Below are 12,556 nucleotides of genomic sequence, written 5' to 3'. Positions count from 1 at the left end.
ATTCGAATCATCAAGTTTAGAATTTATTTTTAAGGGGGAAATCACACATGGCTCACTCTCATTCCGGTTCAGTCAACTATTTTGAAAGCGTAAACAAAGTGATTTACGAAGGGAAAGAATCCACGAATCCTTTAGCATTTAAATACTATAATTCTCAAGAAGTAATTGGCGGAAAAACGATGAAAGAGCATCTGCGATTTTCTATTGCCTATTGGCATACATTTACCGCTGACGGCACAGACATGTTTGGCGCAGCTACGATGCAGAGACCGTGGGATCACTATAAAGGCATGGATCTGGCGAGAGCGAGAGTAGAAGCAGCGTTTGAGCTGTTTGAAAAACTGGATGCGCCATTTTTTGCTTTCCATGACCGGGATATCGCACCGGAAGGAAGTACGTTAAAAGAGACAAATCAAAATCTGGATATAATCGTGGACATGATAAAAGACTACATGAGAACCAGCGGCGTTAAGCTTTTATGGAATACTGCAAATATGTTCACGAATCCCCGTTTTGTGCATGGTGCGGCGACTTCTTGTAATGCAGATGTATTTGCGTATGCCGCAGCCCAAGTAAAAAAAGGATTAGAAACAGCAAAAGAGCTTGGCGCCGAGAACTATGTATTTTGGGGCGGACGTGAAGGGTACGAAACTTTGTTAAATACCGATTTAAAATTTGAGCTTGATAATATGGCCAGATTTATGCATATGGCAGTGGATTATGCGAAGGAAATCGGGTATACAGGGCAGTTTTTGATTGAACCAAAACCAAAAGAGCCGACCACCCATCAATATGATACGGACGCAGCAACAACCATTGCCTTTTTAAAGCAATACGGCTTAGACAATCATTTTAAATTAAATCTCGAAGCCAATCATGCCACATTAGCCGGGCATACATTCGAACATGAATTACGCATGGCGAGAGTGCATGGCCTTCTCGGCTCTGTTGACGCGAATCAGGGTGATCCGCTTTTAGGATGGGACACAGATGAATTTCCGACAGATTTATATTCTGCGACATTAGCAATGTACGAAATCCTGCAAAATGGCGGTCTTGGAAGCGGGGGATTAAACTTTGACGCAAAGGTCAGGAGATCTTCTTTTGAGCCTGATGATTTACTATATGCCCATGTTGCAGGGATGGATACATTTGCAAGAGGGTTGAAAGCCGCCCACAAATTAATCGAAGATCGTGTGTTTGAAGATGTGATTCAACACCGTTACCGCAGCTTTACTGAAGGGATTGGTCTTGAAATTGCAGAAGGAAGAGCTGATTTTAAGACACTTGAGCAATATGCGCTGAACAATCAGCCAATTAAAAACGAATCAGGGAGACAGGAACGGCTAAAAGCGATATTAAACCAATACATTTTACAGGTATAACCAAATGAAAAAAGAAGCTCCAGATCCCGCATAAAAGATGCAGGCAGCCAAGTTCCCGGAATTGCCCGTCATGAAGTTACTGTTATGGCGGGTCATTTCAACGGAAATCTATTTAGAGAGGAAGGAGTGAAAAAATGAAGTATGTCATTGGAATAGACCTTGGAACGAGTGCTGTTAAAACCATTTTAGTCAATCAAAACGGCAAGGTTTGTGCAGAAACGTCCAAAAGTTACCCGCTCATCCAAGAGAAGGCGGGATATAGTGAGCAAAATCCTGAAGACTGGGTGCAGCAAACAATTGAAGCGTTGGCTGAATTGATTTCGATATCCAACGTTCAAGCCGGGGATATTGACGGGATTAGCTATTCAGGACAAATGCATGGATTAGTACTGCTTGACCAAGATCGGCGGGTGCTGCGTCATGCGATTCTTTGGAATGATACCAGAACGACGCCTCAATGCAGCAGGATAACCGAGACATTTGGCAATCATCTGCTTGATATCACAAAAAATCGTGTCCTTGAAGGGTTTACATTACCTAAAATGTTATGGGTGAAGGAACATGAGCCTGAACTTTTTAACAAAACCGCTGTTTTTCTGCTTCCGAAAGACTATGTGAGATTCCGCATGACTGGCGCCATTCACACCGAATACTCCGATGCCGCGGGAACGTTACTTTTACATATGACCCGCAAAGAGTGGAGCGATGAGATTTGCAATCAATTTGGTATTTCAGCAGAAATTTGTCCTCCGCTTGTGGAATCCCATGACTGTGTAGGATCGCTGCTTCCGAGCGTTGCGGCGAAGACAGGGCTGCTCGAAAAAACAAAAGTGTACGCTGGGGGAGCAGATAATGCTTGCGGTGCTGTCGGAGCCGGTATTCTTTCTTCCGGAAAAACGTTATGCAGCATTGGGACGTCAGGAGTCATACTTTCCTGTGAAGAAGACAAAGAAAGGGATTTTAAAGGGAAAGTGCACTTTTTTAATCATGGAAAAAAGGATTCTTTTTATACGATGGGGGTCACGCTCGCTGCAGGGTACAGCTTGGACTGGTTTAAAAGAACGTTTGCGCCGAACGAATCGTTTGAACAATTATTGCGGGGGGTGGAATCTGTTCCGATAGGAGCAAATGGACTGCTGTACACTCCTTACTTGGTCGGTGAAAGAACGCCGCATGCTGATTCATCTATTCGGGGAAGCTTGATCGGAATGGACGGAGCCCATAAAAGAGAGCACTTTTTGAGGGCGATAATGGAAGGCATCACATTCTCTTTATATGAATCAATTGAGCTATTCCGCGAAGCGGGAAAATCAGTTGATACGGTTGTCTCTATTGGCGGGGGAGCTAAAAATGAAACGTGGCTTCAAATGCAGGCTGATATTTTCAATACGAGGGTGGTTAAGTTAGAAAATGAACAAGGTCCGGCCATGGGGGCTGCGATGTTAGCTGCCTTCGGAAGCGGGTGGTTTGACTCTCTTGAAGAATGTGCAGAGCAGTTCATTCATGAAGCAGCTGCATTTTATCCAAAAGAACAAAATGTTCAAAAATATAAAACACTATTCGAGTTGTATAAGAACATTTACGTTCACACAAAAGATCTCAATACAGCTTTAAAGAGCTTTAGACAAACCTAATTTTCAGGAGGTCAAAGGAAGAACAATAAACGGCCACTCATTATCAATGGCCTTGGTTTTATAAATCTGTTAACAAATGAGAAAGCCGGCATTAATAAACCATGGAATGCAATTCTTTCTCCCGCGAAATACCCTAAGCGATTACAGTTTAGGTATATCATAGCAACGAAAGCGCTAATATAACTTCAAATGTGTTAAGATAAGCATTCTTGTAAGTTGTGACTGCATCAGTCTAAACTCATATGACGATGAAATGAGAAGTATACACACAAAACATCCCTCACATTGCGTGGGGGATGTTTTTTATTATTGAGATTTTCCTGTTTCTTGAATCCGTGGGGATAGCCTTTCTGCAATGGATTCACAGGTATCACTCAACTTCAGGATTTCCTTAGAAAATGAAGAAAGAACCTCGCCAAATTGGCCAGGTTCTTTTTATATTGCACAAAAACAGACACGGTGATATAATCAGAACACGCGCGCTTTCTGTGTGAAAAGTCATAGTTATCCATCTTATATTATGATTATATCATGCTGAAAAGCTCTTGTCAAATTTTTTTGAAGGGGAGATATAGAATGAGTTCTTTGGTTCTCGGCATTCACGAAATTGAAAAAACACAGCCTTTGCTCGTTGGAGGAAAAGGGTTACATTTAGGGGAATTATCAAAAATTCAAGGAATACAAGTACCGGAAGGATTTTGTGTCACAACCGCCGGATATCAAAAAGCCATTGAACAAAACGAAACGTTACAAGCGCTGTTGGATCAACTGACCATGCTGAAAGCGGAGAATCGGGATCAAATTGGTGAAGTCAGCAAAAAAATCCGGCAAACCATTATGGAAGCAGAAATTCCTTCAGATGTAGTCAAAGCAGTCGCTTGCCATCTCTCCCGGTTCGGCGAAGAACATGCCTATGCCGTACGTTCTAGTGCGACAGCTGAGGATTTACCGCATGCCTCTTTTGCCGGTCAACAAGACACCTATTTAAATATTACCGGCGTCGATGCGATCTTGCAGCATATCAGTAAATGTTGGGCGTCCCTATTTACGGATCGCGCGGTCATTTACCGTATGCAAAATGGGTTTGATCACAGCCAAGTTTATTTATCTGTTATCATCCAAAGGATGGTGTTCCCCCAGGCTTCGGGGATTTTATTTACCGCTGATCCGATGACCGGAAACCGAAAGCTGCTGTCCATCGATGCCGGTTTTGGACTTGGTGAAGCACTGGTCTCCGGCTTAGTATCTGCCGATTGTTATAAAGTACAGGACGGGAAAATCGTCGATAAGAGAATAGAAACCAAAAAAAAGGCTGTCTATGAACGAAGAGAAGGCGGAACGGAAACACGGGAGATTGATCTTGATCAGCAAAAGATTCAAACACTGACTGATGAACAAATTTTACAGCTGGCACGTATCGGGAGACAGATCGAAGCTCATTTCGGCCAGCCGCAAGATATCGAATGGTGTTTGGACCGCGATACTTTTTATATTGTCCAAAGTCGTCCGATCACAACGTTATACCCCGTTCCTGAAGCGAACGATCAAGAAAATCACGTCTATATCTCTGTCGGTCATCAGCAAATGATGACGGATCCCATAAAACCCCTTGGATTGTCTTTTTTTTTGTTGACGACTGCTGCACCCATGCGTAAAGCCGGCGGAAGGCTATTTGTCGATGTCACACATCAACTGGCATCCCCTAATGTCAGAGAAGTTTTCTTAAAAGGTATGGGGCAGCACGATCCGCTCTTAAAAGACGCACTTATGACCATAATAGAGCGACATGATTTCATTAAACCGATACCTGATAAAACGGCGCCGATTCCCGGCAAAGGCAATGCAGATATGCCGGATCAAGCTGAAAACGATCCTGCAATTGTTTCTGATTTGATTAAGAGCAGTCAGGCATCGATAGAAGAGTTAAAACAAAACATCCAGACGAAATCAGGATCTGATTTATTTCGTTTTATTTTGGAAGATATCCAGGAATTAAAGAACATTTTATTTAATCCAAAAAGTTCGGTGCTGATTCGAACTGCAATGGATGCTTCATCATGGATTAACGAAAAAATGAACGAGTGGTTAGGTGAAAAAAACGCAGCAGATACGGTTTCTCAATCTGTACCCCATAATATTACTTCAGAAATGGGGCTTGCGCTATTGGACGTCGCCGATGTGATCCGTCCTTATCCAGAAGTAATTGCCTATTTAGAGAATGTAAAAGATGATCACTTTTTGGATGGGCTGGTGAAGTTTCAAGGCGGGCGGGAAACCCATGACGCTATCTATGCTTATCTCAACAAGTACGGAATGCGATGTGCCGGAGAAATTGATATCACAAGAACTCGATGGAGCGAAAAACCAATTGCACTTGTCCCTATGATTCTTAATAATCTCAAAAACTTTGAGCCAAATGCCAGCCAGCGGAAATTTGAGCAAGGGCGGCAGGAGGCGTTGAAGAAAGAACAAGAGTTATTAGACCGATTGAAGCAATTACCGGATGGTGAACAAAAAGCCAGAGAAACTAAACGAATGATCCAAATCATCCGGAACTTCAGCGGATTCAGAGAATATCCAAAATACGGCATGATCAGCCGCTACTTCGTTTATAAGCAGGCTTTACTGAAAGAAGCCGAACAACTCGCAAAAGCGGGGGTTATTCATGAAAAAGAAGACATATACTATCTCACTTTTGAAGAACTTCAGGAAGTCGTACGCACAAATGAATTGGATTACCAAATCATCAGCACACGAAAAGGCGAGTACAAAGTATATGAAAAACTATCTCCGCCGCGTGTTATCACGTCTGACGGTGAAATCGTTACAGGCGAGTACAAACGAGAAAATCTCCCGGCCGGAGCGATTGCCGGGCTGCCCGTTTCCTCGGGAGTCATAGAGGGCAGGGCACGGGTTATTTTAAACATGGAAGATGCCGATTTGGAAGATGGGGATATATTAGTTACCCCCTATACTGATCCCAGCTGGACACCATTGTTTGTGTCCATAAAAGGCCTGGTCACTGAAGTTGGCGGACTGATGACCCATGGAGCGGTTATCGCGCGTGAATACGGCTTACCTGCAGTTGTTGGAGTTGAAAATGCAACCCAATTGATAAAAGATGGGCAGCGAATCCGCGTTCATGGAACAGAAGGCTCTATTGAAATATTATAATAGCGGGTGTGTGCACGTCACCAGATATTTCCCGCATATTAACTGACAAATACCGAACAAAAAGAAAAGCCGGAACCTTTTAGAAGAGGAATCCGGTTTTTTTATGTGAAAATGATTTAATGTGAGAACACCGCATTTTGTGGGCGGACCCTTACAAAAAAGATTCAGTGGCTAAATCTAACGATGACAATTTTATAAAGGTGAGTAATATCCTTTTTAAGTTCACAGCCTCTGTAATCCTGATGAATTAAAAACGCCTTAGTTTTTTAACAACTATTTAGGGGTTTTGTTCATGAACAAGTCTTTATTCTGAATTGAATTGTTCGCCTTATTCTTCATAGCGGCAATATTGGCGCAGGCAGGGGAGAAAACTCTCCCGCTTACCAGAGTGAAAATAAAAAATGTTTATCTTAGATAGATTTTTTTAAAAAGTAAAAACGCCATAAAACTTCTTATGGCGTCTGTCCGAACTAAGGGATGCAATGTTTGGGAGACGAATATAAATCGTCAATGTGCTAGAAAAGGAATGCAGCACCTACAATGATTAACAAAATGAACAGCACAACGATCAATACGAAAGAACTTCCACCGTAATTTCCACCGTAGTTCCCCATATTATTGCCACCTCCTGTTGTTAGGATAGTACATAATATGCCGGACGATAAATTTCGACATAGATTTAAGTCTAAATAAGAAAAAATGGATATTAAGTCTAAAATGAAGAGCTTCTAAGAATATGAAATAATAGAAAGAGAGAAATGGATGGGACGGGTTGCTGTTTAAAGAGGAGGGATATGGCTCAACATGCAATAAAACTGTGTATGAAAGTGGTGAGCCATGAAGTTACTTCATCATGCAGAGCTACATACGAAGAGGTACAGGGAAATTATAGTTAACGAAAATATTCATCATTTCCCGGGCAAGCGCAGTATACGACAAATCAAAACAAATCACAAAGGGACAGAAGGTACGATACAAGGAGGCTGCTTGCGGGTTTGTGGTGCAGATAAAGTTTCCGTTTCAAAAAGGTCATATGTTTATTCGACACTTTACTTTTATTTCTGCAGAATGCTTGGAAAAGAAAGTCGGCAAAACTGCCGACTTTCCTAACGGAATTTAGATCTCAACAGATCTAAAGAAACCATCGACACTATCACCGGTGCCGCTATCATATTTCAGGATGTATTCTCCTTTTTGGTTAACGCTGAATTCTTGAATGAACGTTTTCCCCGCATTTAATGTCGTAGAGGATAAGAGTGTATTCCCATTAGGATAATTAATGGTGAATTTGAAAGATTTGCTGCCGTCATTCGCTACAAAAACTCTGATTTTTCCTGGAGAGCTGCCTTGATAGTTGAATGAAATCTTACCGGTACCGCCAGAAAAAGGCTGACACGCAATATACGGAGCGTCACATGACCAACCGGCAGGTTTCATGACTTTATCTTGATTTGGCAAAGATTTTGCAGAAACATCTGCAGCCCCCATTAGCGGAATTAACCCAAAAGCAAGAGCGCCGGCAATAATTTTCTTTTTCATTCGTATTCCTCCTCTTAATAGTGAATATGATACAGCCTATAAATTTACAAATATTTTATAAAAAATTCCTCCTTGTTTCAAGCTGAGGAAGAAGAAAAAATTTAAGAGGACAAATATAATGTCCACAAATTAACAATCCATACACTGCCAGTAACTGGTCAAAGCATGAAGTGATTTCACTTAAAATGAAAAGCGGGCCTATTGGGTGGGGTATATTATGTAGCAACGATGCCGGGGCGGCCTGCGGATCAACTGAAACGAAGTATATTCCCAAGGCAGGAGGTATTTCTTTAACCCTGAAACTTTTATAAAGCATTAACGTATTACTTTATAAAGGTAAATAAGGAGGGCTTATGATGGGAATTAAAAAATTTCTTTAATACCATCGAGCCTTAAAATGCTCTATCTGCGGAAAAACATTAAAATCAGGGGATGAGATAACAGCTTATCTTACACTTCCGAGTGAGAAGAAGATGCCTGTGGGGAGAATGGATAAAGTGTTAAGCAAACACTCTGATAAGGTCTGCTGTAAAAAGTGCAGTGAGTAGGTTTTTAGTGTTATGAGGAACCTCTGGCGGGTTTCCTCATAACAAATATCAACCAATTAAATTAGAAAAAAGCGAAATTGTGATGATTAAAGTAGATAAAGAACTGAGGGATACCAAAGGGATCATTTTTCGTTTACTTTGCTTTTTTGAAGGTTTGTTTAGCTCGTGGATCACTGCACCCCATAAAAGCGTGGATGCTAAAATGATAAGACTCATATGTAACAACACTCCCTTGTTTTTAAGAATTTTACCATATTTATCATAAGGATGTCGATAGAACGAACATCTCTATAAAAAGAAGATTTTTATCTAAAATTGTTGAGAGATTCAGTGAACTATTATGTAGATTAAATTGAGCCTCAAATTACTCAGTGAAGAGAACAGGCGTTTTATTGAATATCAGATGAAGCGATAGAAGGGTTTATCAGGGTCACAAAGTATATGGTAATTCGCGTATTATGCGGTTGGGTGGAAAAATTAAGCTTTCTGCGTGGTATCTTGAAGTGACAGGAGGTGAACGGCATAAATGTGTCAGAGTAAAAAGAGCACTTCCAACCCTAATAAGGAAAGGAATTGAGAATTGAAATTAGAACGTTTGTTATCAATCATTTTCAAGCTCTTACATAATGAAATTTTATCTGCTTCCAGTTTAGCTGATGAATTTCAAGTATCAACGCGGACAATTTATAGAGACATCGAAGCGATTTGTGCAGCTGGAATACCAGTCGTTTCATACCAAGGGGCTAACGGCGGTTTTGGGATAATGAGAGGATACAAATTTGATAAAAGTTTAATCGGTTCTCATGATGTATTGAATTTAATTACAGTATTAAGCAGTTTGTCGAGTGTTTTTGAAGATAAAGAAGTTGAACACACGATAGATAGATTAAAATCTCTGGATACAAGCGAAAACAGCGGGACTTTGTATGTTAACTTGGAAAGCCTTAGAACAGAACCGAATTCATTAATCCGGCTGCGAAAAGCTATACAGGAAAAAAAGGCAGTACGCTTTGATTATGTCAGTAATAAAAATGAATTTACATCACGTGAAGTAGAACCTATCCACCTTCATTATAAGTTTCGTAATTGGTATGTATATGGCTTCTGCAGAGAACGTCAAGATGATAGAGAATTTAGAGTATCACGTATGATGAATATAATGCTTACTCAAGAAGAGTTTTTGCGCAGTCACAAAGTGAAAGATGAACCATCTTATTCAGAATCCGACCTAGGAGGGTTTGCGGATGTAGTCATTTGGGTTAATCCTAATTCCATAGCTAAAGTATTAGATCAATTTCAGAACGCTTCAAAAGTCATGAACAGAGATGGAAGTATGACGTTTACAATCTCTGTGTATCGGCCTCAGCATGCCGGATGGCTTAAATCAATTCTTTTGAGCTTTGGCAGTGGCGCTAAAATTATAAAACCGCTGGAACTGCAATCAATTTTAATGGATGAAGCCGAAAAAATAATGAAAATTTATAAAGATGTATGACAATCTGCTGTCATATATCTTTTTTTATAATCACAAGTATCAACTTTAAAGGAGAGATGTTAAATGAACCATGCGAAAAATATGTATCAGTATCATGTGTGGGCGAATAAAGCGTTATTAGAAAGAATAAAGGAATTACCAAGTAATGTCCTTTATGAAGAGGTTCACAGTTCATATCCTACAATTGCTCAAACGTTCAGTCACATCTGCGCGGTGGATGTTATGTGGCTGCAAGTGCTTAAAGGAATAGACATGCAGGAAGCATTGGAAGGTTCTGTGGCTTATGCGGAAAGAGCTCATTTATATTCTGCAGATGAATTTGCGGCGTCTTATGAAGAACTGGCTTCACAGTTTGAAGAATGGATGAATAGCCAAACAGATTTAGAACAAAAAATGAACTTAAATAATCCTTGGTTAGGTTACAGAGAAACTGCTTACTCAGAAATTTTATTCCATGTTGCCAATCACGGAACTTATCATCGGGGCAGCATAACAACTATGTTAAGACAGCAGGGCTACGCTTCGGCAATGAATGACCTTGCATTATATTGGTATCAGGGTTAGTTCAGAGAGTACTTGCAAAATGAATAACCGCTGAATGGTCTGTAGAGCTTCTTTTCTGAACTAAATGACAAAGTCTCATTCAGTCTGGGTGGGGCGCAGAGCAAGAATAGAGATCAAAGGCTGCCGTATCATTCCCGGCAGCCTTAATGATTAGGAAGTAAAATCGATAACCATGCGGCCGGTCACTTTGCCTTGCTCCATTTCTTCAAAAATATCATTCACATCTTCAATCGGGCGTTTTGTAACTTTAGGTACAACTTTACCGTCTGCAGCAAATTGAAAAGCTTCCTTCAGGTCTTCTCTGGTACCCACTAATGAACCTACTACCTGAATTCCATCTAACACGAGACGGGGAATATCTAAATCCATTTTGTCCACCGGTAAACCGACGGCGACTACGCGAGCTCCTGCTTTTACAACATCAATCGCTTGATTGAAAGGGGTTTTAGAGACAGCCGTGATGACCACTGCATCAAGCCCTGAATCGTTAGTCACTTCTTTTGCTTTAGCGACGGGGTCTTCGTTTAAACTGTTTACAACCGCATCAGCGCCTAAGCTCTTAGCAAAATTCAATTTTTCATCGCTAATGTCGAAAGCAATTACTTTAGCGTTAAAGACATTTTTTGCATATTGAACAGCCAAGTTGCCTAAACCGCCGACTCCAAATACACCGATCCATTGACCTGGCTTAATTTCACTGACTTTAACGGCTTTATAAGTTGTTACACCTGCACAAGTAATGCTGCTTGCTGCTGCAGGGTCTAAGTTTTCCGGCACCTTTATTGCATAATCAACTGCTACGATTGCTTCTTCAGCCATTGCGCCGTCAACTGTATAGCCGGCATTTTTTACATCCCGGCACAAGGTTTCACGGCCAGTTAAGCAATATTCGCAGCGGCCGCAGCTTTCAAACATCCAGGCAATAGAGACGCGGTCTCCCTTTTTCAAACTTGTTACGCCTTCACCAATCTCAGTTACAATGCCTATTCCCTCATGACCTAAAGTGATGCCTGTAACATCCCCGAAATCAGCATTTTTAACATGCAAGTCAGTATGACATACACCGCAGTATTCCATCTTAACTTTGGCTTCACCATGCCGCAAAGGACGTAATTCTTTTTGTACGATCGCTATATTTTTGTCTTTTGTTGCTACTACTGCTTTCAAATCATACACCCCTTTCAAATATTCGCAGAAAATTTTTACTTATCTTACAATTTAGCACACGACTCTTCTTTTGAAAACCCTTACATTTTTTGCGGACAAGTGTCTCTACAAAAATTGAGGGAGCTATGCAGGGAGGATTCTACGGATGATTTGTCATCCGAATGGTGTATAAATGGGGGTTTGTCATCTCCAAATGCACAGAATGCTTTGAATTTGTGGTCATAATCTTTCTATAGATATTTGACTTGCACTGCAGAGAATTACACCGGCAGGATATGATTTTACCCTTAGTGAAAAGAATTTCACGGGTAATCATTTGAACTTGAGCTCGGCTGATAAGGTGAATGGTGATGCAAACATAAATCATTACTTATTGATCACAAAAGGAGCCGGCTGCGGAGATGTGTGGATTTCACGGATTCGAACACGATGAGCCGGATGCAGATTGGTGAGCGACCTTTTTTAATGGCAATAAAATTTCTGGATATTAAGATAGTGAATTGATGATCTGCCAAAAAACATAGATCTTTTAAAGTGATGGATATATACTGATTTTAAACAATAGGAAAAAATGAGAAATGTATTTTTATATAAAGCAGGTGAACTATATGGGAGCGGCGTCTTGGAGCAAAAGTCGAAAGTATATTTACACATTGGCATTTTCAAGTTTGTCGTATGGTTTGATCTTCGGGCTATATATGTTTGTATACTCGGGTTTTGTGCCATTTGCATTGGTTACTGTGGTTATCATTGCTTTTTACGCATTCATTACTTACCTTTTGTTTGCTGTTCCTGTGCAACTATGGCTAAGAAAGAAGCCTAAAAAGTTTAGTTTGGTGCATCTTCTCATTTATACAGCAGTCGCTTTTTTAGCCGTGTTCTTGTTCTGGCACATAGATAATCCGCCAATTGATTTCACAGTTTTCGGAAGTTCCATTTATTACATAATGAGCATTGTTGCTGCGTTCATATATTGGTTCTGGGACTCTATATTTCTGAGAAATTACAATGTTCACTGCAAGTAAAGCTGATGTTCCCAAAAGAAAGCGG

General features: G+C 40.6%; 9 protein-coding genes. 6 read left to right on the top strand and 3 right to left on the bottom strand.

Annotated features, from left to right (window positions below):
• Positions 1-47: 47 nt before the first annotated feature.
• From xylA to ppsA, 3 genes are all read left to right on the top strand, one after another.
• The gene (gene xylA / locus C5I45_RS10705; RefSeq protein ID WP_024085337.1) at positions 48-1,385 is read left to right on the top strand and encodes a xylose isomerase; all 1,338 of its coding nucleotides are present in this window, start codon (positions 48-50) and stop codon (positions 1,383-1,385) included.
• A 134-nt stretch (positions 1,386-1,519) separates the two neighbouring features.
• The gene (xylB, locus tag C5I45_RS10700) at positions 1,520-3,019 is read left to right on the top strand and encodes a xylulokinase (RefSeq protein WP_015388195.1); all 1,500 of its coding nucleotides are present in this window, start codon (positions 1,520-1,522) and stop codon (positions 3,017-3,019) included.
• 576 nt (positions 3,020-3,595) lie between these two features.
• Entirely contained in the window at positions 3,596-6,193 is a 2,598-nt protein-coding gene (ppsA, locus tag C5I45_RS10695; RefSeq protein WP_107994385.1) for a phosphoenolpyruvate synthase, read from the top strand.
• 515 nt (positions 6,194-6,708) lie between these two features.
• Here the strand turns inward: ppsA and C5I45_RS10685 are convergent.
• Together C5I45_RS10685 and C5I45_RS10680 are read right to left on the bottom strand one after the other, a co-directional pair.
• Positions 6,709-6,807, bottom strand: a complete 99-nt coding sequence (locus C5I45_RS10685) for a YjcZ family sporulation protein (protein ID WP_003154037.1) — start codon at positions 6,805-6,807, stop codon at positions 6,709-6,711.
• Between the two features lie 502 nt (positions 6,808-7,309).
• Positions 7,310-7,732 (bottom strand): hypothetical protein, encoded by a 423-nt coding sequence (locus C5I45_RS10680; protein ID WP_003154036.1) that lies wholly within the window; start codon positions 7,730-7,732, stop codon positions 7,310-7,312.
• Positions 7,733-8,860: 1,128 nt separating this feature from the next.
• Here C5I45_RS10680 and C5I45_RS10675 point away from each other — a divergent pair.
• Both C5I45_RS10675 and C5I45_RS10670 read left to right on the top strand, forming a co-directional pair.
• The gene (locus tag C5I45_RS10675) at positions 8,861-9,775 is read left to right on the top strand and encodes a helix-turn-helix transcriptional regulator (RefSeq protein WP_025851119.1); all 915 of its coding nucleotides are present in this window, start codon (positions 8,861-8,863) and stop codon (positions 9,773-9,775) included.
• 63 nt (positions 9,776-9,838) lie between these two features.
• Complete coding sequence (locus tag C5I45_RS10670; RefSeq protein WP_014305055.1) at positions 9,839-10,339, top strand: DinB family protein; 501 nt, start codon at positions 9,839-9,841, stop codon at positions 10,337-10,339.
• A gap of 150 nt (positions 10,340-10,489) precedes the next feature.
• Here C5I45_RS10670 and adhP read toward each other — a convergent pair whose 3' ends face one another.
• Complete coding sequence (adhP, locus tag C5I45_RS10665; RefSeq protein WP_025851115.1) at positions 10,490-11,506, bottom strand: alcohol dehydrogenase AdhP; 1,017 nt, start codon at positions 11,504-11,506, stop codon at positions 10,490-10,492.
• 608 nt (positions 11,507-12,114) lie between these two features.
• On the opposite strand from adhP, the gene C5I45_RS10660 reads away from it, so the two are divergent.
• Positions 12,115-12,531, top strand: coding sequence for a UPF0715 family protein (locus C5I45_RS10660; RefSeq protein ID WP_025851114.1), 417 nt, complete (start codon positions 12,115-12,117; stop codon positions 12,529-12,531).
• Positions 12,532-12,556 lie beyond the last annotated feature (25 nt).

It is taken from the genome of Bacillus sp. ZY-1-1, assembly GCF_003047165.1.
Classification (GTDB): domain Bacteria; phylum Bacillota; class Bacilli; order Bacillales; family Bacillaceae; genus Bacillus; species Bacillus velezensis.
The sequence above is the reverse complement of the archived record's forward strand: the minus strand, read 5'-3'. Positions and strand labels throughout refer to the sequence as shown.

Excerpts from the sequence above, each read along its gene's own strand:
- xylA (WP_024085337.1), top strand. The coding sequence starts at position 48 with ATGGCTCACTCTCATTCCGGTTCAGTCAACTATTTTGAAAGCGTAAAC.
- xylB (WP_015388195.1), top strand. The coding sequence starts at position 1,520 with ATGAAGTATGTCATTGGAATAGACCTTGGAACGAGTGCTGTTAAAACC.
- ppsA (WP_107994385.1), top strand. The coding sequence starts at position 3,596 with ATGAGTTCTTTGGTTCTCGGCATTCACGAAATTGAAAAAACACAGCCT.
- C5I45_RS10685 (WP_003154037.1), bottom strand. The coding sequence starts at position 6,807 with ATGGGGAACTACGGTGGAAATTACGGTGGAAGTTCTTTCGTATTGATC.
- C5I45_RS10680 (WP_003154036.1), bottom strand. The coding sequence starts at position 7,732 with ATGAAAAAGAAAATTATTGCCGGCGCTCTTGCTTTTGGGTTAATTCCG.
- C5I45_RS10670 (WP_014305055.1), top strand. The coding sequence starts at position 9,839 with ATGAACCATGCGAAAAATATGTATCAGTATCATGTGTGGGCGAATAAA.
- C5I45_RS10660 (WP_025851114.1), top strand. The coding sequence starts at position 12,115 with ATGGGAGCGGCGTCTTGGAGCAAAAGTCGAAAGTATATTTACACATTG.